The sequence below is a fragment of the Rhodococcus sp. NJ-530 genome (genome assembly GCF_003860625.1).
GTDB classification, from domain to species: domain Bacteria; phylum Actinomycetota; class Actinomycetes; order Mycobacteriales; family Mycobacteriaceae; genus Rhodococcus_F; species Rhodococcus_F qingshengii.
Window position 1 is genome coordinate 198,407 of sequence record NZ_CP034152.1, and the last position, 24,781, is coordinate 223,187.

At 62.8% G+C, this 24,781-nt stretch carries 18 protein-coding genes; 11 read left to right on the forward strand and 7 right to left on the reverse strand.

Annotated elements, in window-relative coordinates:
* Positions 1 to 57 precede the first annotated feature (57 nt).
* From EHW12_RS00920 to EHW12_RS00930, 3 genes are all read right to left on the reverse strand, one after another.
* The gene (locus EHW12_RS00920) at positions 58 to 357 is read right to left on the reverse strand and encodes a PE family protein (protein WP_125050180.1); all 300 of its coding nucleotides are present in this window, start codon (positions 355 to 357) and stop codon (positions 58 to 60) included.
* Positions 358 to 491: 134 nt separating this feature from the next.
* Complete coding sequence (locus EHW12_RS00925; RefSeq protein ID WP_007736028.1) at positions 492 to 842, reverse strand: metallopeptidase family protein; 351 nt, start codon at positions 840 to 842, stop codon at positions 492 to 494.
* A gap of 3 nt (positions 843 to 845) precedes the next feature.
* Positions 846 to 1,940, reverse strand: coding sequence for a septum formation family protein (locus EHW12_RS00930; protein ID WP_164490544.1), 1,095 nt, complete (start codon positions 1,938 to 1,940; stop codon positions 846 to 848).
* Positions 1,941 to 2,022: 82 nt separating this feature from the next.
* Here EHW12_RS00930 and EHW12_RS00935 point away from each other — a divergent pair, with 82 nt between their 5' ends.
* From EHW12_RS00935 to EHW12_RS00950, 4 genes are all read left to right on the forward strand, one after another.
* Complete coding sequence (locus tag EHW12_RS00935) at positions 2,023 to 2,418, forward strand: ankyrin repeat domain-containing protein (protein ID WP_003945404.1); 396 nt, start codon at positions 2,023 to 2,025, stop codon at positions 2,416 to 2,418.
* Between the two features lie 65 nt (positions 2,419 to 2,483).
* On the forward strand, positions 2,484 to 3,737 hold the full coding sequence (gene serS / locus EHW12_RS00940) for a serine--tRNA ligase (RefSeq protein WP_007736032.1): 1,254 nt from the start codon (positions 2,484 to 2,486) through the stop codon (positions 3,735 to 3,737).
* Positions 3,738 to 4,100: 363 nt separating this feature from the next.
* Positions 4,101 to 7,607 carry an Ig-like domain-containing protein gene (locus EHW12_RS00945; protein ID WP_241199084.1) on the forward strand — a complete coding sequence of 1,169 codons (3,507 nt, stop codon included), beginning with the start codon at positions 4,101 to 4,103 and terminating at the stop codon, positions 7,605 to 7,607.
* 252 nt (positions 7,608 to 7,859) lie between these two features.
* Entirely contained in the window at positions 7,860 to 11,042 is a 3,183-nt protein-coding gene (locus tag EHW12_RS00950) for an Ig-like domain-containing protein (RefSeq protein WP_125050183.1), read from the forward strand.
* A gap of 10 nt (positions 11,043 to 11,052) precedes the next feature.
* On the opposite strand, the gene EHW12_RS00955 is transcribed toward EHW12_RS00950, so the two are convergent.
* Positions 11,053 to 11,892: a hypothetical protein gene (locus tag EHW12_RS00955; protein ID WP_125050184.1), complete on the reverse strand. Its 840-nt coding sequence runs from the start codon at positions 11,890 to 11,892 to the stop codon at positions 11,053 to 11,055.
* A gap of 93 nt (positions 11,893 to 11,985) precedes the next feature.
* Between EHW12_RS00955 and EHW12_RS00960 the strand changes: the two genes are divergently transcribed.
* Together EHW12_RS00960 and EHW12_RS00965 are read left to right on the forward strand one after the other, a co-directional pair.
* Positions 11,986 to 12,741, forward strand: a complete 756-nt coding sequence (locus tag EHW12_RS00960; protein WP_003943903.1) for a lysophospholipid acyltransferase family protein — start codon at positions 11,986 to 11,988, stop codon at positions 12,739 to 12,741.
* 3 nt (positions 12,742 to 12,744) lie between these two features.
* On the forward strand, positions 12,745 to 13,479 hold the full coding sequence (locus EHW12_RS00965) for a lysophospholipid acyltransferase family protein (protein WP_007731829.1): 735 nt from the start codon (positions 12,745 to 12,747) through the stop codon (positions 13,477 to 13,479).
* A gap of 25 nt (positions 13,480 to 13,504) precedes the next feature.
* Here the strand turns inward: EHW12_RS00965 and EHW12_RS00970 are convergent, their stop codons facing one another.
* Positions 13,505 to 14,212, reverse strand: a complete 708-nt coding sequence (locus EHW12_RS00970; RefSeq protein ID WP_081305320.1) for an Ltp family lipoprotein — start codon at positions 14,210 to 14,212, stop codon at positions 13,505 to 13,507.
* A gap of 172 nt (positions 14,213 to 14,384) precedes the next feature.
* On the opposite strand from EHW12_RS00970, the gene EHW12_RS00975 reads away from it, so the two are divergent.
* Positions 14,385 to 15,206 carry an HAD family hydrolase gene (locus EHW12_RS00975; protein WP_125052500.1) on the forward strand — a complete coding sequence of 274 codons (822 nt, stop codon included), beginning with the start codon at positions 14,385 to 14,387 and terminating at the stop codon, positions 15,204 to 15,206.
* Between the two features lie 37 nt (positions 15,207 to 15,243).
* Here EHW12_RS00975 and EHW12_RS00980 read toward each other — a convergent pair whose 3' ends face one another.
* Positions 15,244 to 17,241, reverse strand: a complete 1,998-nt coding sequence (locus tag EHW12_RS00980) for an N-acetylmuramoyl-L-alanine amidase (RefSeq protein WP_125050185.1) — start codon at positions 17,239 to 17,241, stop codon at positions 15,244 to 15,246.
* A 331-nt stretch (positions 17,242 to 17,572) separates the two neighbouring features.
* Here EHW12_RS00980 and EHW12_RS00985 point away from each other — a divergent pair, with 331 nt between their 5' ends.
* Positions 17,573 to 19,135, forward strand: coding sequence for a SpoIID/LytB domain-containing protein (locus EHW12_RS00985; protein WP_047272751.1), 1,563 nt, complete (start codon positions 17,573 to 17,575; stop codon positions 19,133 to 19,135).
* A gap of 102 nt (positions 19,136 to 19,237) precedes the next feature.
* Here the strand turns inward: EHW12_RS00985 and EHW12_RS00990 are convergent, their stop codons facing one another.
* Complete coding sequence (locus EHW12_RS00990; RefSeq protein ID WP_003943944.1) at positions 19,238 to 20,731, reverse strand: PucR family transcriptional regulator; 1,494 nt, start codon at positions 20,729 to 20,731, stop codon at positions 19,238 to 19,240.
* A gap of 171 nt (positions 20,732 to 20,902) precedes the next feature.
* Between EHW12_RS00990 and EHW12_RS00995 the strand changes: the two genes are divergently transcribed.
* The 3 genes from EHW12_RS00995 to EHW12_RS01005 all read left to right on the forward strand — a co-directional run bounded on the left by EHW12_RS00995 (position 20,903) and on the right by EHW12_RS01005 (position 24,738).
* Positions 20,903 to 22,312, forward strand: a complete 1,410-nt coding sequence (locus EHW12_RS00995; protein ID WP_064442963.1) for an amino acid permease — start codon at positions 20,903 to 20,905, stop codon at positions 22,310 to 22,312.
* A 90-nt stretch (positions 22,313 to 22,402) separates the two neighbouring features.
* Positions 22,403 to 23,584 (forward strand): thiolase family protein, encoded by a 1,182-nt coding sequence (locus EHW12_RS01000; protein WP_007731825.1) that lies wholly within the window; start codon positions 22,403 to 22,405, stop codon positions 23,582 to 23,584.
* A 2-nt stretch (positions 23,585 to 23,586) separates the two neighbouring features.
* Positions 23,587 to 24,738 (forward strand): acyl-CoA dehydrogenase family protein, encoded by a 1,152-nt coding sequence (locus EHW12_RS01005; protein WP_007731824.1) that lies wholly within the window; start codon positions 23,587 to 23,589, stop codon positions 24,736 to 24,738.
* Positions 24,739 to 24,781: the final 43 nt, after the last annotated feature.

Genomic DNA, 24,781 nt, shown 5'->3' on the forward strand with positions numbered 1-24,781 from the left:
TTCTTCCCCCAGGAAGTGTGACTGTGTTGCCGAGTTACCGAGTTCGATTTCTGTCGATCAGATCGGTGCGGCTGCCAGGCTGGACTTGGTGAGCTGGTCTTCGAGCTCGTAGGCAGCTGCATTCTTGCGCAGAGCTGCCGCAGCCGCGGTGAGCTCCTCGATTGCCCGATCGGTGGACGAGGCAAGGCTGCCCGAAATGGTGTTGAAGTAATTTGCCGCGCTACCGGACACTTCTTCGGATCCCGCTGGGAGAACGCGTAGCGTCGGCTGCGCAGTAGAGGCGATTCCGCGCAATCGCGTCGCCGCAGACTCGAGTTCCATTGCGGCGGCAACTAGGGCTTGAGGGTCGACGTGCATAGTGCCGAACTCCTTCCTGACCAGGGCGGATAAGTGGTCGGGAGGCCGTGCGCACAGCCGTCGATATCCCCCCGCACATACTTTGATGCCTACCGCCCGCTTTTGGTTCCCCCCGAAATCGGACGACTTTGCCCTCAGCCCCAGCCGAGTTCGTGCAATCTGTCTTCTTCGATGCCGAAATAGTGCGCGATCTCGTGGATGACGGTCACGGCAACCTCGTGAACAACCTCGTCCTCGGATGCGCAGATGTCGAGTATCGAATCGCGGAAAATAGTGACCGTGTCCGGCAGGTACCCACCGTAATGAGAATCCCGCTCGGTCAGAGCGACGCCCTGATACAAACCGAGCAGCCCCGGCTCTTCCTCGTCACGTGCTTCGACAAGCACCACGACATTGTCGATTGCCTTGGCAAGTTCGGGCGGAATCAGATCGAGCGCCTCGCCGACCAGTTCCTCGAACCGGTCGGGCGTCATAGTTACCGTCATGGCTTACGACGGCGGAGCTGCGCCGGGCAACGGCGTCGGCAACGACCGACCTTCCGGTGCAGCGGGTGGCGGGACCGGAGCGGCGCCGTTGATCAGGATGTCGCCCTTGGCGCTTCCGGTGATCGCGGCAAACCCGCCGGTTTCGACCTCTTTGCCGATCGAACAATTGACTCGGCGGCTGCCGGCCAACCAGCTTTCCAGTGAAATGTTGTCCCAGAACAGTGTCAGCGTCTTGTCGCGAAGCGCGTCTGCGGAACCAAGGTACTCGTTGGACGCCTGAGTGCAGACGCCCTCGAGATAGCGGTCCTGATCTTCGACCGACGGCATTGCGCCCGGGAATTGAGTGCCGAGGTCTATCACCGAAATAACCTCGTATGCATGCGGTTTCGCGCAATCGACCGGATCGGTCGGGAGGTTCTGGTTGATGCCGATGCAAGTGCCGACGTCCCACACGTTCGACTGGTCCTGGTCCGCCACGCGGCCAACGAACGGTTGTAGCTCGCCGGTCGTGGTCGAGAACTGCAACCCGCAACGCAGTGCGCGCTCGCCCGAAGCCCAACCCGATTCGCTCGGGAACATCAAGCCGACGCTGAACTTGCCCTTGGGATCGAATTTCGAACCGAGGTAGGACATGACGATGGGTGTGCAGTGCTCGTCGCGGAGTTCGGCGAATCGAAGGGCGCCCGGGTACCGGGAACCGGGGCCGAACTCGGCGCCGGGGAACACCGACAGGTCGAGTGGACCGGCGACCTCGAAGCGATGCTCACTTCCGCACTGAACCTTCGACATGTCCGTGCGGTCCCCGCCCGACTCGGTCGCAGGCGTCCAGTTGAGGCAGTCTCCGGCCGCAGCCGCGGTGAAAGCGTCGTCGCGAGCAGAGCCCGTCGCTGCTGGACCGCCGCCACTGACACTGACCGAGGACGAGTCGTCCTTGTTCAATCCACCGGAAATCGCGATCGTTGCGATCGCGGCGACCACCGCACCCACCGCGACGGCGGCCAGGACCCGACGGGTGCGACTCGCGGAGACAGTTTTCTTCGCCGGCGCCCCCTGGGGATCTGCCGGATCTGGCGACTTCTCGATCTTGTCTTCGGACATCGATTCCATCATGCCTGTTGCCGTGGCGATATCGAACCTTCACTACAAAACTCACAATCGCGTCTGTGAGTATTTTGTAGTCATGAGCGAAAACACCCCACTCGATCCCGAGGCTGTCGAGCTGGCGGGCCGGCTCTTCGACATGGCACGAACCGGTGATGCAGCCGGGCTGGCGTCGTACGTCGATGCCGGAGTTCCCGTCAATCTGACCAACGAGAGTGGCGACACGCTCGTCATGTTGGCGGCGTACCACGGTCACGCTGACGCCGTCGTTGCCCTGATCGAGCGCGGCGCCGACGTCAACCGGCCCAACGACAAGAACCAGACGCCCCTTGCCGGGGCGGTCTTCAAGGGCGAGGATGCGGTGGTGAAAGCGCTGGTGAGCGGGGGAGCCGACCCGAAAGGTGGACACCCGACGGCGGTCGACGCGGCTCGGATGTTCGGACGCGAGGACTACCTGAGTCTGCTCGAATCGTGATCTCTCCCTCTCCGACGTGGACGTGACCGTCGGAGAGCTGCAGTGAGTGGGTAAAGTTCGAAGTCGTGATTGACCTCAAGTTTCTCCGTGAGAACCCCGAAATCGTCCGCGAGTCGCAGCGCACCCGTGGAGAAGATCCAGGACTGGTCGACGCTCTGCTCGAAGCCGACGCGTCCCGACGCGCTGCCGTTCTGACCGGAGACAACCTCCGTGCAGAGCAGAAGGCCTTCGGCAAGAAGGTCGGACAGGCATCTCCGGAGGAGCGTCCCGCACTGCTCGAAGGTTCCAAGGAACTGGCGGCAAAGGTCAAGGAAGCCGAGGCCGCGCAGCACGAGGCGCAGGCCGCGCTCGACGCCGCACACCGCGCGATTTCCAACGTCGTACAAGAAGGTGCGCCGGCGGGCGGCGAGGACGATTACATCGTTCTCGAACACGTCGGTGAGATTCCGAAGTTCGACTTCGAGCCGAAGGATCACCTCGAGCTGGGCGAGTCGCTCGGCCTGATCGACATGGAACGCGGCGCCAAGGTTTCGGGTTCGCGCTTCTACTTCATGACCGGCTACGGGGCCATGCTCCAGCTCGGACTGCTGCAGTTGGCTGCGCAGAAGGCGATCGCCAACGGATTCACGATGATGATTCCGCCGGTGCTCGTACGCCCGGAAATCATGGCCGGTACCGGCTTCCTCGGTGCTCACTCGGACGAGATCTACCACTTGCAGGATGACGACCTGTACCTCGTCGGAACTTCCGAGGTACCCATGGCCGGCTACCACTCGGGCGAGATCCTCGAACTGAACGAAGGCCCGAAGCGCTACGCCGGTTGGTCCTCGTGCTTCCGCCGCGAGGCCGGAAGCTACGGCAAGGACACCCGCGGCATCATCCGTGTCCATCAGTTCGACAAGGTCGAGATGTTCACGTACTGCCGTCCCGAGGACGCCGACGCCGAACACCAGCGTCTCCTAGGGTGGGAGCGAGACATGTTGGCGGCCATCGACGTTCCGTACCGCGTGATCGACGTCGCCGGCGGAGACCTCGGTTCTTCGGCTGCGCGTAAGTTCGACTGCGAGGCATGGGTCCCGACGCAGGGCACCTACCGCGAGCTGACATCGACGTCCAACTGCACGACGTTCCAGGCCCGCCGCCTCGGAGTTCGGTACCGCGACGAGAACGGCAAGCCGCAGACGGCCGCCACTCTCAACGGCACCTTGGCTACGACGCGCTGGATCGTGTCGATTCTCGAGAACCATCAGCAGGCCGACGGCTCGGTGCGAGTGCCCGAGGCATTGGTGCCGTTTGTCGGCACGGATGTGCTTCGCTGACACGCTGAACCAACACAATCAGGGCCGCGACGGACTCCGTCGCGGCCCTTTTCGTACTTTCGTACTGGTAGGTTTGGAACTTTTTCTGAACTGACGAAATATCAACTTTTTCCCGCCGATTGGCGCGGTGACCACCAAAAGCGTTGTCGATGGGCCGCTTTGGCGATAGTTTTGCGTTCAATCGAGTTTCCATACCCTGCTTTTCCATCCCGCGTCTGGTGATACGAGGGTGAGTCCGGGGTGAATTGGACAAGTGTCTTGCCAAAAGTAGTACACGTACTAGTTTTTTCGTTATGTTGTGACGGCGCGCACACGTTTTGTCCGAATCCACTGCTCATGTTTGCCCTTCCGAAGGAAGTGCCCATGCCCCAAATCTCTCAGTTGCGGCGATTCGCCGTGCCCATAACCGGAACCGCCATGGTCGCCGGAATGCTGCTGGTCGGCACGCCCGCGTCAGCTGCTATCTCGACCACCGGTTTCAAAACAGCGTGCGTTGCCGGATCGATTATCGGAGACGTCCACAAGGTCACCGACAACCTCATCACGGTCGACGCCCCGGCTTCTGTCCAGCCCGGCGAGACTTTCACCTACCGAATTCAGCCGAGCGGAACGTCATATCCGGACAAGGACTCCGGAGCGACTACTACGAACTTGTCACGTCTGAAAATCGACTATGCCATCCCGAGCAATGCGACGTACGTTTCCGCTACCGTCGTCGCAGGTACCTCCATCGGACTCGACAATGTCGCACCGAATGTTCTCAGAGTCAACGATTCTGGCAATGTCGACGGCAGCGGCGGGATCCTGCGGTTGTCAGGAAACAACCAGGTGATCGGCAACAGTCCGACGACGAGCACGAACTCGGAGGGTGGAATTCGAGTACCGAAGTCCAAGAAGAACCTCGATGGCTCGACAAACGGCAACGGAGACACGTGGTTCCGACTTCCCGCAGTCGACGTAACAATGGTCGCTGGTGCGACGGGAGTGATCCAGCCGAAGGTGAGGACCGCGGGTGCGGCCGGCAACCTCGGTGCCAGCGAAAACTTCAGCACTCAGCTCGCAAAGGCGAGTTTCCTTGGTACACAGTGGGCTCCGACCCGGTGCTCGCCTCGCGAGAACAAGGACACCACGCCTCTCAACGCTGGTGCAGGTCCACTCGCGACGATCAGCATTGCTTCGGCTCCGGTGGATGTCGAGACCACGACGTCACTCTCGGTTCCGGCTACGGCAATCACGGGTACGGCGGTTGACCTGACCGCGACGGTTGCTCCGAACAATGCTGTGGGTACGGTGCAGTTCAAGTCGAACGGCACTGCAATCGGTTCCCCGGTCACGGTGAGTGGCGGTGTTGCGACTCTGTCGCACGCGTTCGATGCTGCTGGTGCACAGAGTGTTACGGCTGACTTCACTGCTGGTGCAGGGTTTGTGAGTTCGTCGGCGCCTGCTCAGACGGTGACCGTTTCTGATCCGGCTCCGGTGGATGTCGAGACCACGACGTCGCTCTCGGTTCCGGCGACTGCGATCACGGGTACGGCGGTTGATCTGACGGCGACCGTGGCTCCGAATACTGCTGTCGGTACGGTGCAGTTCAAGTCGAACGGCACTGCAATCGGCACTCCGGTCACGGTGAGTGGTGGTGTTGCGACTCTGTCGCATTCGTTCGATGTTGCTGGTGCTCAGAGTGTTACGGCTGACTTCACTGCTGGTGCAGGGTTTGTGAGTTCGTCGGCGCCTGCTCAGACGGTGACCGTTTCTGATCCGGCTCCGGTGGATGTGGAGACCACGACGGCGCTCTCGGTTCCGGCGACGGCAATCACGGGTACGGCGGTTGATCTGACCGCTACCGTGGCTCCGAATACTGCTGTCGGTACGGTGCAGTTCAAGTCGAACGGCACTGCAATCGGCACTCCGGTCACGGTGAGTGGCGGTGTTGCGACTCTGTCGCACGCGTTCGATACTGCTGGTGCTCAGAGTGTTACGGCTGACTTCACTGCTGGTGCAGGGTTTGTGAGTTCGTCGGCGTCGGCTCAGACGGTGACCGTTTCTGATCCGGCTCCGGTCGATGTCGAGACCACGACGTCGCTCTCGGTTCCGGCGACGGCAATCACGGGTACGGCGGTTGATCTGACCGCTACCGTGGCTCCGAATACTGCTGTCGGTACGGTGCAGTTCAAGTCGAACGGCACTGCAATCGGTTCCCCGGTCACGGTGACTGGTGGTGTTGCGACGCTCTCGCATTCGTTCGATGTTGCTGGTGCTCAGAGTGTTACGGCTGACTTCACTGCTGGTGCAGGGTTTGTGAGTTCGTCGGCGCCTGCTCAGACGGTGACCGTTTCTGATCCGGCTCCGGTCGATGTCGAGACCACGACGTCGCTCTCGGTTCCGGCGACGGCAATCACGGGTACGGCGGTTGATCTGACCGCTACCGTGGCTCCGAATACTGCTGTCGGTACGGTGCAGTTCAAGTCGAACGGCACTTCGATCGGTTCCCCGGTCACGGTGAGTGGCGGTGTTGCGACTCTGTCGCACGCGTTCGATACTGCTGGTGCTCAGAGTGTTACGGCTGACTTCACTGCTGGTGCAGGGTTTGTGAGTTCGTCGGCGTCGGCTCAGACGGTGACCGTTTCTGATCCGGCTCCGGTCGATGTCGAGACCACGACGTCGCTCTCGGTTCCGGCGACGGCAATCACGGGTACGGCGGTTGATCTGACCGCTACCGTGACTCCGAATACTGCTGTCGGTACGGTGCAGTTCAAGTCGAACGGCACTGCAATCGGTTCCCCGGTCACGGTGACTGGTGGTGTTGCGACGCTCTCGCATTCGTTCGATGTTGCTGGTGCTCAGAGTGTTACGGCTGACTTCACTGCTGGTGCAGGGTTTGTGAGTTCGTCGGCGCCTGCTCAGACGGTGACCGTTTCTGATCCGGCTCCGGTCGATGTCGAGACCACGACGTCGCTCTCGGTTCCGGCGACGGCAATCACGGGTACGGCGGTTGATCTGACCGCTACCGTGGCTCCGAATACTGCTGTCGGTACGGTGCAGTTCAAGTCGAACGGCACTGCAATCGGTTCCCCGGTCACGGTGAGTGGCGGTGTTGCGACTCTGTCGCATTCGTTCGATGTTGCTGGTGCTCAGAGTGTTACGGCTGACTTCACTGCTGGTGCAGGGTTTGTGAGTTCGTCGGCGCCTGCTCAGACGGTGACGGTGTCGGATCCGGCTCCGGTCGACAAGGCGACAAAGACGGTGCTGAGTGTTCAGGGTGAAGCCAAGGTCGGACTGCCTGTTGATCTCTTCGCGACAGTGTCCGAAGATCCCTCGGACGCCCTGGTGCCGTCCGGCGGAACGGTTCAGTTCAAGATCGGTGGAGTCGATCAGGGTGCCCCGGTCGCGGTTGTTGACGGAGTTGCCAAGCTACCGCACGTGTTCGGAGCAGAAGGCACCTTTGTAGTCTCGGCTGTATTCAGTGGCTCTGGCGTGTTCACGTCGTCCACCGCGGAATCCGTCGACGTCAATGTCACGGTTCCGACCCCGTCGGATGTCGAAAGCTCTACGTCGTTGACGGCTCCGTCTTCGGCAAAGGTCGGCACTTCGGTGCAGCTGAAGGCTGTGGTCAGTTCTTCCGGCGCGACGTCGGGAACCGTCCAGTTCTTCGATGGAACGACTCCGATCGGAACGGCCGTCGATGTTGTCGGTGGGCAGGCTGTGTTGAGCCACACCTTCACCACGACCGGCAACCATTCGATCACCGCGGTCTACAGCGGAGCCCAGGGCGTCACGGGTTCCACGTCGACTGCATCGGTTGTGAACGTCGGTAACGGGGGTGGTGGCTCCGGTTCGCTCGGTTCGCTGTCGCTGCCGTTCGGTTCATGATTCTCCGATGATGTGATGCCCCCTTGCGCCCATAGGTGCAAGGGGGCATTGCTCTTCGGGAATCGCGGACTGGTCGTTAGCTGAACTATTGGCAATTCGTGATTGTTTGTCTGAAATAACTGATACAAGTACTACTTTTGACGGGTACTGTACGAGCGTCCAGCTCCATTCCGATTTCCGCTCTGTTCGAGTGACCTCCTTCCGTGCGGTTCCCGATCCACGTCTGTTGCTAGCTGAGGAGAGTTCGTGTTGGTGAGAAGAAGTTCCGCGGTCGTGGTGGCGGCGTTGGTCGGTGGCGTGCTGGTGGCAGGTGGCGTTGCTTCGGCAGCTCCGACGTCATCTCCCGCGGTGGAGAACTCGATCGGGTTCAAGCTGGGTTGCGATGGTTATGAACATCTGGCTGTTGATATCGCGGATGTGTTTCATTCGACGGGTGTGACGGTGTCTGCGCCGGAGAAGGTGGTGGCGGGGTCGACGTTCACCTATCGGGTTCAGCCGAACGTGATGTCGGTGCCGACGGGTGGGCATGCAGGCCGCAGTGTCGGTAAGTGGACGCGGCTCAAGTACGACTTCGATATACCTGCAGGGGTGTCGTTGGTGGATGCTCAGGTCGTGGCAGGTACTTCGTCGAATTTGTCCGGTGTGACTCCGTCGGTGATTCGGATCAACGACGGCGGTTCGCCGGATGGCGCGGGTACGCATCTGCGTATTTCGGGGAACAATCAGACTGCTGACTCGAACAACAAGGGCGGTAACGGCCCGAGCACGAGCAAGAACAGTGACGGTGGAATCGAGGTAGGGGCAGGGAAGACCTTCCGGTTGCCCGCGATCGACGTGACGGTGGTTGCCGGTGCCGCGGGTAGTACGGTGCAGCCGAAGTTGCGTGCCACAGACGGTGATTCGGGTGCGTTCAATTCGCCGAAGAATGCGTTCACGTTCTTGCAGTACGAGACCCTTTGGCCGGGGTACTGGGAGCGCTACAACTGCTCTCCGCGCGATTCGAGTGGTGGTGGGTTGAATGCGGGTGGTCAGGCATTGGCCACCGTCAACGTCGTCTCGCAGGCGGGGACCGCGACTGCAGTGACATCCGGCGCGGCTGCAACGGTCGGTCAGTCGACCGATTTGGTTGCGCAGGTCTCCCCGGCACCGACAGGCGGCACCGTTCAGTTCAAGGATGGCGGAACTGACATCGGCGCCCCGGTGGCCGTCGTCAATGGCGTTGCCACACTGCCACATACATTCACGGCAACGGGAGATCACTCCATCACCGCTGTATACGACGGTGTTCTCGAGTTTCTGACATCCACGTCACCGGCACGCACAGTGAGCGTGGCCGCTGCCGTTGTACAGACGACTGCGTCGTTGACAGTCCCGAGTAGTGCCGTCGAGCAGACCTCGGTCGCGCTGACCGCAAACATCTCACCGGCAGCTAACGGCGGAACGGTCCAGTTCAAGGACGGTGGCATCGACATCGGCGGACCCATCGCGGTGACTGGCGGAGCGGCGACCCTGGATCACACGTTCACCACGACGGGATCACACTCGATCACTGCGGTCTACTCAGGTACTGCAGGTTTTGGTGGTTCGACCGCGCAAGCTCAGACCATCGAGATCTCGAGCTCAGCGCTGAGTACGACTACAACGCTTCAAGTTCCGGCTACGGCGGTCACGGGTACTGCGGTTGATTTGACCGCTACCGTGGCTCCGAACAATGCGGTGGGTTCGGTGCAGTTCAAGTCGAACGGCACTGCAATCGGCACTCCGGTTGCAGTTGCGTCAGGTGTTGCGACGCTGTCGCATGCATTCGATACTGCTGGTGCACAAAGTGTTACGGCTGACTTCACTGCCGGTGCAGGGTTCGTGAGTTCGTCGGCGCCTGCTCAGACGGTGACGGTGTCTGATCCGGCTCCGGTGGATGTGGAGACGACGACGTCACTCTCGGTTCCCGCGACGGCCATCACGGGTACGGCTGTTGATCTGACCGCGACGGTTGCTCCGAACAACGCTGTCGGTACGGTGCAGTTCAAGTCGAACGGCACTGCGATCGGCACTCCGGTGACAGTCTCCGCGGGTGTTGCGACGCTGTCGCATGCATTCGATACTGCTGGTGCACAAAGTGTTACGGCTGACTTCACTGCCGGTGCAGGCTTCGTCAGCTCCTCGGCGTCGGCTCAGGCGGTGACGGTGTCGGATCCGGCTCCGGTGGATGTCCAGACCACGACCTCACTCTCGGTTCCCGCGACTGCCATCACGGGCACGGCTGTTGATCTGACCGCGACGGTCGCTCCGAACAATGCTGTCGGTACGGTGCAGTTCAAGTCGAACGGCACTGCGATCGGCACTCCGGTTGCAGTCACGTCGGGTGTTGCGACGCTGTCGCATGCGTTCGATGCTGCTGGTGCACAAAGTGTTACGGCCGATTTCACCGCCGGTGCTGGCTTTGTGAGTTCGTCGGCATCTGCTCAGACGGTGACCGTTTCTGATCCGGCTCCGGTGGATGTCGAGACGACGACGTCGCTGTCGGTTCCGGCTACGGCGGTTACGGGTACTGCTGTTGATCTCACCGCGACGGTCGCTCCGAACAACGCTGTGGGTTCGGTGCAGTTCAAGTCAAATGGCACTGCGATCGGTTCCCCGGTGACGGTGTCCGGTGGCACCGCGACCCTCTCACATTCTTTCGATGCTGCTGGTGCACAGAGCATTACCGCGGATTTCACCGCTGGTGCCGGATTCAAGAACTCGGTTGCAAGTGCGAAGTCAGTTCAGGTCAGTGTTGCCGACCAGGAATCCGTCGTCGAACTGAATATCCCGACCGACGCCAAAACTGGTGTGGCGACCGACTTGTGGGCAACCGTCCGAACGTCGTCGGATGATGCTGTCGGCGTCGGAACCGTGCAGTTCTACGACGGTGGCGTCGCGATCGGCGGTCCTGAAGCGGTTACGGCCGGCGCTGCCGGCCTGACGCATTCGTTTACCTCTGCGGGTGCGCACAGCATCACTGCGGTCTATTCGGGAGGAGCCGGTGTAGTCGGATCCTCGGCCCAGGCGCGGACGGTGAATGTAACGGACCCTGCGCCTTCGGATGTCACCACGGAGACTGTGGTGACGGTGCCTGGTGATGCCGTGGTGAACAAGTCGGTGACCCTGTCGGCGACTGTCAGTTCGGTGCAGAACGGTGGAACGGTGCAGTTCATGGATGGGGATACTCCGATCGGTGACGCTGTGGCAGTGGTCAACGGGATCGCGGCGCTGAACCACACCTTCACCACAACTGGCACGCATTCGATTTCGGCAATCTACAGTGGCGCAGCCGGATTCACAGGCTCCACCTCGGCGGCCCACGCAATTCAGGTCAAGGCTGCAACCGGCGGTGGCACGGGCAGCCTCGGTTCAGGAAGCGCTGGCTCGAGCGATTTCCTTCCGTTCGGTTCCTGACCGGAACAGTTCAGGTCGCGGCCCCGAGGCAATATCCCTCGGGGCCGATCGACAGGGTGAACTGCATCGAGCGTGAGTTACCCGTTCCGTCGCGGACGGGCAGGGTGACACGGACGTAGTCGCCGCGAACCGGAGTGACTGTTGCAGCGTCGGCGTCGAAAGACTTGATACCGGCCAGCTGATTCGGATCGAGCTTGAGTGGCGGCTGGCCGGTTGCGCCGGTGCCGTCGGGATCCCACGGGCTGTTGCCGGGGCAGATCAGTGGATAGAACGTCTCGACGTCGCGGGTATTGACCGGCCGTCCCGTGGCGCGTGAGAGAAACCTGACGACGGCATGGGAAGCGTCGGCCGCGGTGTAGAAGTTTGATTGCCCCGCAGGGAAGACGAACGGGCACGCATAGCCGGAAGCGATCTCCGAGCGCTTGGCGGCGACGGAGAGTCCGCCGCCGCTCCAGGTGACCGCGTACTGGCCGTCGACGCCTGGTGCAGCGATGGCCGTCAAGATGGCGGGAACATCCGAATATCGGTCGGCGATCGTTGTGGGCGGCATCGTCCAGCATGCGTTCGTGAGCGCAGCCACGTCCAAGGACACCAGGTCCGTTGCCCAAGCTGCCAAGGCCGGCGCAGCAGCCGGATTGCCGGGCACGTCACCAACCGGAGGTGGCGCGACCGGCGCAGTGGGCGCAATTGTCGTCGTGGGTGCGAGAGTGGTTGTTGTCGTGGTTTCAGTCGTCGGCGGAGACGGTTCGTCCGTCAGGATTCCCGTCCGTCCGTCGTCCTCACATGCGGTTATCGCCAACGTCATGGCGAGTGCGACTGCCCCCACTGCCGCTCGTCCTGCCGACTTCATTCGTTCGTACGCCCCTTTTGCGACATTCTGACCAACATCCACCCCAGAACTGCTGCGGGTCAGATCACGGATTCCCGTCTACGCTAGCGAACTGTGGATCCCGTTTACAGAACAGTCATCGGCATCGCCCGTACCGTCTTCGCTTTCGAGGGCCTGAAGTTCTCCGTCAAGGGAGAGCAGAACATCCCGGCGTCCGGTGGCGCCGTGATCGCGATCAACCACACCGGGTACATGGACTTCACGTATGCGGGACTGCCGGCACGGACCCCGAAGCGCTACATCCGGTTCATGGCCAAGAAAGAGGTCTTCGACAACAAGATCTCCGGACCGATCATGCGGGCCCTCAAGCACATCCCGGTCGACCGCGGCGCGGGCGCCGACTCCTACAAGGCGGCCGTAGATTTCCTGAAGCGCGGCGAATTGGTGGGCGTGTACCCCGAAGCCACGATCAGTCGGAGCTTCGAGATCAAGGAATTCAAGTCCGGCGCCGCTCGGATGGCGATCGAGGCGGGCGTCCCGATCGTTCCCGTCGTCATCTGGGGCGCTCAGCGCGTGTGGACGAAGGGTTATCCGAAGCGTTTGGGCCGCACCAACACTCCCATCTCCATTGCCGTCGGCGAGCCGATTGCACCTTTCGAGCCGGCGAGTGAGCTGACGGCGAAGCTGCGGTCGACGATGCAGGAGTTGCTGCTCGATCTGCAGAAGAACTACGACCATCCCGCCGGCGAGTACTGGGTGCCGGCTCGCCTCGGTGGCAGCGCGCCGACGCTCGAGCAGGCCGACAAGATGGATGCCGATGAGGCCGAGGCGAAAGCCAAGGCTCGCGAGGCGCGGAAGTCCGAAGGCTGACCGATGTCCTTCGAGCCCGTTTACACCGCCGTCGAGGTAGTCGCGCGTGGTCTGAGCGGTTTCCAGGGTGTGAAGGTCACCCGCACCGGGACTGAGAACGTCCCGGTGTCCGGCGGTGCCGTCATCGCGATCAACCACACGAGCTACCTCGATTTCATACCGGCGGCCCTGGCGGTCGGTACCGCGAAACGCAAGCTCAGGGTGATGGCAAAGGCCGAGTTGGCGGACAACAAGGTACTCGGCTTCCTCATGCGTGGATGCGGAGTCATCGAAGTCGATCGCTCTGCCGGAGCGCAGGCGTATCGAGCCGGAGTCGACGCCCTGAAACGGGGCGAACTGGTGGGCGTCTACCCGGAGGCGACGATCAGCCGGAGCTTCGAGATCAAGGAAATGAAATCCGGAGCAGCTCGGATGGCCATCGACGCCGGCGTTCCGATAATTCCGCTGATCGTCTGGGGCGCCCAGCGGATCGTCACCAAGGGCGGACCGAAAAATCTGGGCCGCAATCATTTCCCGATCTCGGTGGAGGTGGGTGCACCGATCGATCCGGTAGAACCCGCCGAAGCGTTGAGCGAGATTCTGCGCATCGAGATGGATGCGATCCTGCGCCACGTTCAGGACGGGTTCGTGCACGAGCCCGGGGCGTACTGGGTGCCTCGCCGACTCGGCGGTGGCGCACCGACGCCGGAGGAAGCCGCGGCCATGGACGCACAGGAACGCGCGAAGCGGGCGCGCTGAATAGACGGCGCTTGCGCTGATGCGGTCAGTACACGGCGTTGGCTCCGTACTCGGCCTGCGCACTCGTGAAGCCCTCGTACTCGAGCTGCTCGATCAGTCCTGACCTGGAGAACGACGTCATCTCGAGGTACTGCTCGGCACTCAGCGCAGCCTGCTTGTTCCAATCGGCGTTCAAATTGTCTACCGCGTACGTCGCATCCTCCGTGGAGAAACCTTCGTACTCGAGCTGTTCGATCAGTCCGCTGCGGGAGAAGGCAGTCATGTCGATGTACTGCTGGGCGGATCGGACGGCGTTCCGCTGACCGGAGCTGACCTGCGGCCTGGCCGGGGCAGGCGCAACTGTCGTAGTGACCACAGGTGCGGGCGCCTGGTATGTGGTCGTCGTGGGCGCCGCCACCTTGCTGGACGACGGGGCAGGAGCAGCGGGCGGCGCACTGACGATCGGTGCGACAGCTGCAGGCGTCGTAGAAGCAGTGGTAGTCGGTGCAGCGGTGGTGGTCGGTGCAGCGGTGGACTTCGAGTCGTCCTTATCTCGTCCACCGAGGAGGCCTGCGACGACAAGCAACACGACGACTCCACCGGCAATCCACGGCCACTTCTTCGACTTCTTCTCAGGTTGCGGTTGCGGCGAAGGCACCTGGAATTGGGGCTGTGAGTTGCCATAGGGCTGGGAATTCCCGTAAGGCTGGGAGTTTCCATAGGGCGGCGGGGGCAGATCGGGCGGCACGGACATGGGTGTTTCTCCCTTTGTGAAAGTCTTGTTCTCCCGCAATAGATACCAGACCGGTCGGACTGAAATGCGTTTTGCGCGAATCTCTCGCGGTTTCGCGATGTCCGAAGCGGGCGCGCTGAGCGAGACCGTCGTACCGGGCAGGCACAATGGCGGTGTGAGCCCAGACCGTCGTATCAGCCCTGACCGCCCAACCTTGGTTGCGACCGATGTCGACGGCACCCTCATCGATCACGACGAGTTGGTCAGTGCCCGCACCCGCGCCGCCGTGCATGCCGTCGTCGAATCCGGCACGCCGTTCCTGCTGGCAACCGGGCGTCCTCCGCGATGGATTTCGCCCGTCGTCGAGGGCTTGGGATACGCGCCACTCGCCGTCTGCGCCAATGGAGCCGTTGTCTACGACAGCTACGCCGACCGCGTCCTCAGCGCCGCGACCTTGTCGGTCGACGCACTCACCGAACTCTCCGAGCTGGCACTGGTTGCACTCCCGGGCGCAGGTTTGGCCGCGGAACGAGTGGGGGAGAGCGCACATGACGCCGCCACCCCACAGTTCGTCAGCTCACCGGACTACGAACATGCCTGGCTCAACCCGGACAACACCGAGATGTCCGAGGACGAAGTGCTTGCGGCGCCGGCCGTCAAACTCCTGATTCGCCGTCCAGGCATGACCAGCACGGCGATGTACGACACGCTCGCTCCGCACGTCGGTGCGCTCGCCGACATGACGTACTCCACCGAGAACGGACTGATCGAACTCTCGGCGCCGGGAATCACGAAGGCGTCGGGCCTGGTTGCCGCCGCGGAGAGGTTCGGCTTCGACCTGTCGGGTCTGGTTGCCTTCGGGGACATGCCCAACGACATCCCGATGCTGGGGATGGCACGCCTCGGCGTTGCCATGGGCAACGCTCACCCCGAAGCCAAAGCCGCAGCCGACGAGGTCACCGACACCAATTCGGCATACGGGGTCGCAAAAGTCCTCGAGCGCTGGTGGTCGTAGAACCCACCAGCGCCCGAGGACGTGTACTGCTCGAGTGTCAGCCGACAGGCGCGCTGTTGGCCATTTCCTGGGCAAAGGTCTCGTTGTAGGTCTTGAGGACCTTCGTGACCATGCCGGTGATCTGGTTGAAGATCAGCGAACCGTTCTCGAAGTCGCTTCGCAGGCCGTCCGGGATCGAGTACTCGTCCGAGATCGGCAATCCCAGTTCACCCGCGTCGGAACCGAAACTCTGCCACGACTTGAAGATCTCGCCGAGCACGGTGAACACTCCGCCGTTCGGCGAGGTGTAGACAGCGCCGTTCTGGAACAGCGCACCCTGGTTGCCGAGCTTCGCCTGCAGAATTCCGGACAGTGCCTGGCCGAGGCGTCCGATCTCGCCACCTTCGGCGATCCACTTCTGCGCGAGCGGTGAATTGTCGGTGATCTGCAGAATCTGGGTGACCAGATCCGGGATCGACGAACCGGTGCCACCGGTGACCGTGTCGACCGGAGTGGTCGGCTTGGGCGCGGGTGTCGACGGATTGGAGGGGTTCGAGGGGTTCAACGTTCCCCCGATGTTCGCGGCCGCGATGTTCCGGATGTCGTTCATGTGTGCGTATGCGGCATCACCCGGGCACGCGGTGTTTCCGACGTCGCGGTGGGCGAAGATGATCGGCAGATCGACTGCTGCGCCCTGCGGGTACGGCGTGAACTCGGTGCCCTCGGAGTACATCGTCGTTCGGCCCTTGGGATCGAGTCCGGCCATGCCGAGCTTCCAACCGAGGAACTTGCCGACGGCGTTGAGCGTCGCCTGCGAAGGCTCGACGGTGGAGTAGTCGCCCATCATCGCGATACCGGTGGTGTTCTCGTTGAATCCACCCGCGTGTGCACCCTGAACTGCCTTGTCGAGTCCGCCTGCGCGGCCTTCGAAGGTCTGACCGTACTTGTCGACGAGGACGTTGTATCCGACGTCGCACCAGCCGAGCGTCTGTGCGTGGTAGGCATAGATCGAGCGGACGATGCCGGCCGATTCGGCCTTCGTGTAGTTGTTGCTACCTGCGGTGTGGTGAACGGTCGCGCCACCGATGAAGTCGTCGTAGGTGGGGGAGTCGCAGCGAAGTGACTCGTCTGCTCCCCACTGAGCACGGGTGATGACGGACGGTCCGCTGCCGCCGAGCGGCGCTGCGACGGCCTGCAGATTGCTGTCTGCCTCGCTGGCACCCGGGTCGATCAACACGGCGGTGACGGCATCTGCTGCCGTCGTCACCTGGCGAAGCGGCTTGGACACCGAAGCGGGTGTGTACCCGAGTTCGCCGGTGGCTGCGGGTGCTTCAGCGGGGGCAGCTTCCGGAGCGGGCGCGGGGGCAGCTTCCGGAGCGGGCGCGGGGGCAGCTTCCGGAGTCGGGGCCGGCACAACCTCGGCTGCGGGAGCAGCGGCACCCTGCGGCGTGAGGATCTGGATGGACTTGGTGGCGCCGACGAAGACAGGTTCGGTGGCGGTACCGGCGTTGGTTGCCTGATCCGAGCTGGCGGAGTCGATGGCGTCAGGGGTGAACCACGGGCCCCAGGTGCCGTCTTCGGCCAGGGCGCGGACCTTGGACTGCGCCGAGGCGATGGTGTCCGAGGTCAACGCGACCATGCTGAACGGAGTGTCGCGGGTGACTTCCTTGACCACGGCACCTGGCTCTTCCTCGGAAGGAACCGGAGCGGTTTCGGTCGGGGCGCCGGGAGCAGCGGGTGCCGGGAACAGCTCGGTCGGCAGCGTGATCCCGGGAGGTAGCGGGATTTCGGTCGGGAGCTTGAGGTTTCTCAGATCACCGAGGTTGATGTCGGGGAGATCGAGACCGGTCAGCTCCTTGACCGGAATGATGATGTCGGGCACCGACGCGAGGAGCACCTCTGCGATCTGGGTCGGCACTGCTACTGACGTCGTCTCGTTCGCGGAACGTACATCGGACGTAGTGCTCGTGAAGCCGTAGACCGCAAAAGGACTTGCGACAGCCACTGCGGCTACAGCCCCGAGTACGAGCGAGGGCTTCGGTCGACGGTGTGGCAAGGGATTACTCCTCGGTTGTAGTTACTTGCGAGCGAACTTCAGGGCCGATGACGGCCGTGAACGGAATCCTTCAAAACCGGATCCGAGCAGGTCGGATGCCATGTTCTGGGGTTGAACTCCAGTTTTCGGACGCGTACGTCTGCAACTCGTGATGCTGATGTGACTCGTGTGACTGGTGTTGCTAACTCCAAACACTCTTGCCACACTAGTCACAAAAGTCCATAACGCTCAACCTTAGGGTGAGACTTTAGTTAAATCGTTGTGGACTGGCCTGCGCGCGAAGTACCGACTTCGCGGACTCGTGAGGCCGGTAGCGATGAGGAGAGCATTGATGGCGAGAAGCGGAAGAAGCGGAACTGCAGGTAAGAAGCCTGTGTCCGGTCGCGCAGGTCGCTTTCTGGTGGGCGGACCCGGGAGGCGAACCTCGCTGATGCGGATCTCGGTCCTCGGTCTCGTTCCGGCTCTTGCGCTCGGCGTCGCGATCGGAGGTTTCACGCAAATCCGCGCTGACGAGCCGTCGATCCTGCACGCCGTCGCTGCCGACACGCAATTCACGCTCTCCGGGCACGGCAACGGACATGGCCGTGGAATGGGCCAGTGGGGCGCTTACGGCTACGCCAAGAACGACGGCTGGTCCGGCGAGCGAATCCTCAGTCACTACTACGGGGGAACCGTCCTGGACTCGATGCCGCCTGCCCAGATGAGTGTGCGGCTCACGGCCCAGGACAACTCGACGCTCGACGTCTACTCCGACGCCGGCCTCGTGGTCAACGGTCAGCGCACCGCGCCCGGCGAGGCTGCCCATCTCACTGCACTGCCCGGTGGCGGTGCGCAGGTAGTGGTCACCAGCGGGTGTGGTGGCGGGGTTGTCTGGGAAGCGGTCACCGACCATCCGTGGGTGGACCCGGTGGACCTCGGTCCTGATCGACCCGCCGACCAGTTCCTGAAGCTGTGCAACAACGACGCGCCCTATCGAGGCGCCCTCGGCGTAGTGCTCGACAACGGCTCGGCTCGGACAGTCAATCTCCTCGACATGGAGGACTACCTGCTCGGCGTGGTGCCGGTCGAAGCGAAGGCCGAATGGGCCGATTCCGGTGGGGCCGAAGCGCTACGGGCGCAAGCCGTGGCAGCACGCTCGTACGCTGCGACCGAGCATCGCAGCTCGTACGCCGACACCTGCGACACTCAGGACTGCCAGGTCTACGGCGGAGCGGGCAAGGAAGATCCCCGCACCACCGAAGCCGTCCGGTCCACCGCCGGCGCCGTTCTGTCGCGTGACGGCAAGATCGTTGCCACCGAATTCTCCTCGTCCACAGGAGGTTACAGCTCCGGCGGTGAATTCCCGGCCGTCGAGGATCTCGGTGACGCCCTTTCTCCGAATCATGACTGGACAGTGAATCTGACCGCAGGGCAGATTGCGGACGCCTTCGATGTGGGTGAGCTGCAATCGCTCAAGATTCTCTCGCGCAACGGATTCGGTACCGACGGCGGGCGAGTGACGGCAGTCGAGGTAGTCGGAACAGATGCAACTGTTGGCGCCACCGGAATTCAGTTCCGTCAGAAACTCGGCCTGAAATCCGACTGGTTCACCATCGGTGACGGTGCGGGTGTGGTAGTGGCACCGAATTCGGAATCGACAGTGCCGGAATCCAATTCGCCATCCGACGATCCATCGGGTACGGTTACGGAGACGCAGATCGAGAAGAAGTATCGGGAGCTCGGCGGTGAAAGCGGCTCTCTCGGTGCTCCTGCCGGCCCGGAGATGCAGTTGCCCTCCGAAGCAGGCACTTTCCGTGTCTACGAAAACGGAACCATCATCTGGACAAAGGTTTTGGGCGCGCAGGTAGTTGATGCCAACGTGCTCCGCGAGTGGATACCGACGGGCGGAAGCTAGGGGAAGGTCGGTCGGTAGCGACTCGCACGTATCGACTCTGAAGGGTCTCTGCCGTAACCCGGCGGAGGCCCTTCAGGTCGTTCAGGGTTCGTTGGTTGTCGGTCAGATGGTCGGGGCGTCGCCGAGCAGGCGGTACTCGAGCCACAACTCCGCACGTTCCGTGGGGGAGCCGAGGTCGAGCTGGAGAAGGCTCTCGATCCGAGCGAGTCTGCTGCGCAACGTATGCCGATGAATATTCAGCGCTGTGGCTGCGGCGTCGCCCACCCCGTTGTGTGCCAACCACATGGCCAAGGTCCGGTAGAGATCGCTACCGCCCTTCGCTTCCAGAAGCGGGCGCAAGTGTGCCGCCGCGAATGCCGTCGAGCGATCCTGGTCGAGAAATGCGGACAATCCGCTCTCCGAGAGTTCGGCGAACCGCATCGAAGGCAGGTTGCGGGCACCCGCCTCGGCTGCTGCTTGCGCGGCTTGGCGTCTGGCGCGCGAGAGATCGTCCCACCACAGCATGTCCGACACGCCGACGGTGACGTCGATTTCGTTGACACGGGCGAGGATTCGCCCGCTGTCGGTAGCCGAGACGACGGCAATCAGTGCACCGTCGGTGATGCCGAACGCCAGATCGCGGCTGAGACCATCGAGCAGTGAGACGGACACGCTCTCGAGCAGGCCACTCGGGCCCGCTACGTGGAAGACCTGGAAAGGCTCGACCGGAAATCCTCCCCACAGTTCCCCGGAGATGTTGCGGGCGAGCGCATTCTGTCCCTCGAACAGCTGATGCATCGCAACGGTACGAAGGTGGTTCATCGTCAGCTGTGCGTCTCGGGTTCGAGCCGTCATCAACGTGAGCAGAGACGCGGCTGCGATGACGATGCCCTGATTCAGTGAACCGACGGCGCCGGGGCAGCCGGCGACGAGGTACCCCATCAGCTTTCCCCTCGACGTCAGCAGAGGATGGGAGATGACGTCCTCGTTCTCACTCGTGAGGAAACTGACTTCCATCGGGCGGGCGTCGCGCTCGGGGGCAGTTCGCTCGATTCCTGCGGCCGCGGCGGTGTGTGAGATCTCGACGGTATGTCCGGCCGAGTCCAGCAGAGCCGCCCATCCGCCGATCAATTCCGCCACCCGTCGTACGACTGCCCGGGTGCCGTTGACCGTCACCGCAGCTTGAAGCAGTCGCCGCAGGCTCTGGTAATTGCTGCGCAGCGCTTTCATGTCGTCGTCGGATTGCGCCTTCGACACCGCTTTGGTCAGGGCGATGAAAGGTGTTCGCAATGGGACGTCGAGAAGGGGCACACTGAAACGGGTGGCCGCATCCACCAGAGTCTGTGGCGCCTGCTCGTATCCGAGGCCGGTTCCGAAACCGATTCCGGCAATTCCGGCCGCCACCAGGGTCCGTACGAATCGGGTCGTTTCCGCGGCCGTCGTCGGTAGTGACACCCCGGTGATGAGTAGTAGTTCACCGCCGTCGAGGAAGGGCGTCGGGTCGGGAAGTTCGGAGACGTGTGCCCAGGTCAGGGTGCGATCGAGCTGGTCGTGCCCAGCCAGGACGCGAAGGCCGAACTGTTCGGTCGCACAAAGCTGGCGGAGCGTGATGGGCATGAGTCCAGTCTGACACCTCGAACTCGCCACTTTGTAGTGCCTGCGGTCACGTTTGTACAAAGTGGAGCCTGACGCGAGCTTGCCGAAGGTCCGACACTGGCGCTATCGAAAATGCGCTCCGGATAGAGCGCCACCGAGATCCACGTCCCGAACAGCCCACAAGGAGTACTGATGTCCAGTACAGACCAGCCGGCACTTCAGCACACGCTGAAGAAGCGGCATCTGTCGATGATTGCGATCGCAGGCGTCATCGGCGCCGGACTGTTCGTCGGCTCCGGTGTGGCGATCCAGGAGACGGGACCCGGTGTCCTGATTTCCTACGCGCTTGCCGGCGTCGTCGTCATCCTCGTGATGCGCATGCTCGGTGAGATGTCGGCAGCGTCGCCGGAAACCGGCTCGTTCTCCTCGTACGCCGACAAGGCCATCGGCCGCTGGGCGGGCTTCTCGATCGGCTGGCTGTACGCCTGGTTCTGGATCATCGTGCTCGGCATCGAGGCCACCGCCGGTGCCCTCATCATGAATCGCTGGGTTCCGGGGGTTCCCCAGTGGACCTGGGCATTGATTCTGATGATCGTGCTGACGCTGACCAACATCATCTCGGTCAAGTCGTTCGGCGAGTTCGAGTTCTGGTTCGCCTCCATCAAGGTCGTCGCCATCATCGCGTTCCTCGGCATGGGCATCGTGGCGATCTGCGGATGGATGCCCGGCGTCGAAGCACCCGGAATGACAAACCTGACCGGTCACGGCGGCTTCCTGCCGAACGGAACAGGAGCGATGCTCGCCGCAGTCCTTGTGGTCGTGTTCTCGTTCTTCGGGGCCGAAATCGCCACGATCGCCGCCGGTGAATCGGCCAACCCGCTCGAAGCTGTTCGCGCAGCCGTCAAATCCGTCGTCTGGCGAATTCTCATCTTCTACATCGGCTCGATCGCGGTGGTCGTCACTCTGCTTCCCTGGGACAGCGCGTCGGTTGCACTCAGCCCGTACGTCGCCGTCATGGACTCCTACGGCATTCCGGCCGCGGGCAACATCATGGACGTCGTCGTCCTCACGTCGGTTCTGTCCTGCCTCAACTCGGGTCTCTACACCGCGAGCCGCATGATCTTCTCCCTCGCCGGCCGCGGCGACGCCCCCAAGTCGCTCTCACGTATCGAGAAGACCGGCGTCCCGATGCGCGCTGTCCTGGTCTCGACGATCGTCGGCTTCCTCACCGTCGGCATGAACTACCTCTCCCCGGACAAGGTCTTCCTGTTCCTGGTCAACTCCTCCGGTGCGATCGCGCTGTTCGTCTGGCTGGTCATCTCGGTGTCCCAGCTGCGCACCCGCCGCAAGCTCGAAGCTTCGGGCCAGGAGCTGGAACTCAAGATGTGGTTCTTCCCGTACCTGACCTACGCCACGATCGCCGCCATCATCGCGCTCTGCATCGGAATGCTCACCCTGGACTCGACGCGCAGCCAGATGATCGTGTCCCTGGGACTTGCAGCGATCCTCGTGGGTATCGGGCTCTACCGCTACCGGAACCACAAAGACACCGACGCCGACGCCGAGGTCGTGCCCGTCGCCGAGAGCGCTCCCACACCCTGACACCAACGTCCCCATCTGCGAGATACTTCGATGTCCTAGTATCGGCCACGGACAGAGAAATCGACGTGAGCACAGCAGATGGGGACAATCATGACCACACCCGAACCGATCGTCATCGTCGACGGGGCCAGGACCCCCGTCGGTAGCTTCGGCGGCGTCTTCAAGGACGTACCCGCACACGAGCTGGGCGCCGCAGCAGCCAAGGCCGCGCTGAGCCGCGCCGGCGTTGCGCCCGAAGACATCGACGAGGTCGTCATGGGCTGCATCGGCCAGGTCGGCCCGGACGCCTACAACGCACGCCGCGTCGGCATCGCCGCCGGACTGCCCGAGAACGTCCCCGCCTACACCGTCAACCGCCTCTGTGGCAGCGGTCTGCAGGCTGTGTGGTCTGCGGCGATGCAGATGCGATGGGGCGCAGCTGCCATCACGCTCGCCGGCGGTGACGAGAGCATGTCTCGCATGCCCTTCTACGACTTCGCCGCCCGCTCGGGCTACAAGCTCGGCGATCGCAGCCTCGTCGACGGCACCGTCGCGATGCTCACCGACCCGTTCAGCAAGGCTCACATGGGCCGCACTGCCGAAGCCGTCGCCCGTAAGTACGGCGTCAGTCGCGAGCAGCAGGACGAGTTCGCCGTCGAATCTCAGCGCCGCGCCGCTACCGACGCAGCGAAGGCGGCATTCGCCGAGGAAATCACTCCCGTCGAGACCGGTGGTCGGCGCTCCGTCACCGTCACCGAGGACGAGCATCCCAAGCCCGGAACCACCGTCGAAACCCTCGCCAAGCTGCGCCCCGCATTCGAAGAGGGCGGATCCGTCACCGCCGGTAACGCGTCGGGGATCAACGACGGCGCCGGCGCACTCGTCCTCGCGACGGGCACCGAGGCAGCCAAGCGCGGTCTCACCGGACTGGTCACGCTCGAAACCGTCACGACGGCAGCCATGGAGCCCGGTCTGATGGGCTACGCTCCCGTGCTCGCTCTCGAAAAGCTCTTTGCACAAACAGGATTGAAGCCGTCCGACATCGGCACCGCCGAGGTCAACGAGGCGTTCGCTTCGCAGGCCATCGCCGTCATCCGTGACAGTGGCCTGGATCCGGAGAAGACCAACCCGTACGGCGGAGCGATCGCCCTCGGACACCCGGTCGGCGCCACCGGAGCCATCCTGACCCTGCGTGCCGCGCGCGACATGGTTCGCCGCGACCTCGAATTCGGCATCGTCACCATGTGCATCGGCGGCGGTCAGGCACTCGCTGCCCTGCTGAAGCGGGTCTGATCATGGCGACCAAGCGCAAGCCGTCGTGGCACGACGACGAGATCACCGCAGTAGCCGAACTGGCCCGTGGTTTCTTCGATCGTGAACTGATCGCCAAGCGTGAGCAGTGGGACGCTCAGCATCGCGTCGACCGGTCCGTGTGGCTCGAAGCCGGCAAGCTCGGCCTGCTGTGCTGCTCGATTCCCGAGGAATACGGCGGGGGCGGTGGAACTTTCGCGCACGATCTCGCTGTCTTCGAGGCGCAGGGCTACTGCGGTGACTATGCGCTCGGTAACTCCGTGCACAGTGGCATCGTCGCCCACTACGTGCTCGAGTACGGAAGCGAAGAGCAGAAGAAGGCCTGGCTGCCAGGTATGGCGACGGGCGAAATCCTCGGCGCCATCGGAATGACCGAGCCAGGAACAGGTTCCGACCTCAAGGCAATCACCACGTCCGCGATCCGTGACGGTGACCACTACGTCGTGAACGGGTCGAAGACCTTCATCACCAATGGTGGCAGCGCAGACATGATCGTGCTTGCCGTCAAGACCGACCCCAAGGCGGGCGCCAAGGGTGTCTCGCTCCTGATCGTGGATCTTCGTGACTGCGAAGGCTTTGCGGTCGGCCGCGTGCTCGACAAGGTCGGTCAGCACGGCGCCGATACGTCGGAGCTGTCCTTCACCGACGTTCGCGTTCCCGTCTCGAACCTCCTCGGTGAGTCCGAGGGGCTCGGCTTCGGTCAGTTGATGGCGCAGCTGGTGCAGGAACGCCTCATCATCGGCGCGCAGGCCATCGGCACCATCGAGCGTGCAGTCGAGGAGACCGTTGCATACACCAAGGCGCGTCAAGCGTTCGGGCACAGCCTCTTCGAGTTCCAGAACACCGCCTTCGAGCTGGCCGAGTGCCAGACGATCGCACGCACCTGCCGTGTCTTCCTCGACAACTGCATCGAGGATCACCTCAACGGCGAGCTGGACGGCGCAGACGCCGCGATGGTCAAGTACTGGCTCACCGAGCAGCAATGCGCCGTCGTCGACCGGTGCGTGCAGCTCTACGGCGGATACGGCTACATGCGTGAATACCCGATCGCGCGCATGTACGAGGACTCCCGCGTCCAGAAGATCTACGCCGGCGCCAACGAAGTGATGAAGGGCATCATCGCGAAGAGTCTTTGATCACCGGCGTCGAAAACCATTGACACCGACCAGGCACCCACCG

Excerpts from the sequence above, each read along its gene's own strand:
- EHW12_RS00920 (WP_125050180.1), bottom strand. The coding sequence starts at position 357 with ATGCACGTCGACCCTCAAGCCCTAGTTGCCGCCGCAATGGAACTCGAG.
- EHW12_RS00925 (WP_007736028.1), bottom strand. The coding sequence starts at position 842 with ATGACGGTAACTATGACGCCCGACCGGTTCGAGGAACTGGTCGGCGAG.
- EHW12_RS00930 (WP_164490544.1), bottom strand. The coding sequence starts at position 1,940 with ATGTCCGAAGACAAGATCGAGAAGTCGCCAGATCCGGCAGATCCCCAG.
- EHW12_RS00935 (WP_003945404.1), top strand. The coding sequence starts at position 2,023 with ATGAGCGAAAACACCCCACTCGATCCCGAGGCTGTCGAGCTGGCGGGC.
- EHW12_RS00945 (WP_241199084.1), top strand. The coding sequence starts at position 4,101 with ATGCCCCAAATCTCTCAGTTGCGGCGATTCGCCGTGCCCATAACCGGA.
- EHW12_RS00955 (WP_125050184.1), bottom strand. The coding sequence starts at position 11,892 with ATGAAGTCGGCAGGACGAGCGGCAGTGGGGGCAGTCGCACTCGCCATG.
- EHW12_RS00965 (WP_007731829.1), top strand. The coding sequence starts at position 12,745 with ATGTCCTTCGAGCCCGTTTACACCGCCGTCGAGGTAGTCGCGCGTGGT.
- EHW12_RS00970 (WP_081305320.1), bottom strand. The coding sequence starts at position 14,212 with ATGTCCGTGCCGCCCGATCTGCCCCCGCCGCCCTATGGAAACTCCCAG.
- EHW12_RS00985 (WP_047272751.1), top strand. The coding sequence starts at position 17,573 with ATGGCGAGAAGCGGAAGAAGCGGAACTGCAGGTAAGAAGCCTGTGTCC.
- EHW12_RS00990 (WP_003943944.1), bottom strand. The coding sequence starts at position 20,731 with ATGCCCATCACGCTCCGCCAGCTTTGTGCGACCGAACAGTTCGGCCTT.
- EHW12_RS00995 (WP_064442963.1), top strand. The coding sequence starts at position 20,903 with ATGTCCAGTACAGACCAGCCGGCACTTCAGCACACGCTGAAGAAGCGG.
- EHW12_RS01000 (WP_007731825.1), top strand. The coding sequence starts at position 22,403 with ATGACCACACCCGAACCGATCGTCATCGTCGACGGGGCCAGGACCCCC.
- EHW12_RS01005 (WP_007731824.1), top strand. The coding sequence starts at position 23,587 with ATGGCGACCAAGCGCAAGCCGTCGTGGCACGACGACGAGATCACCGCA.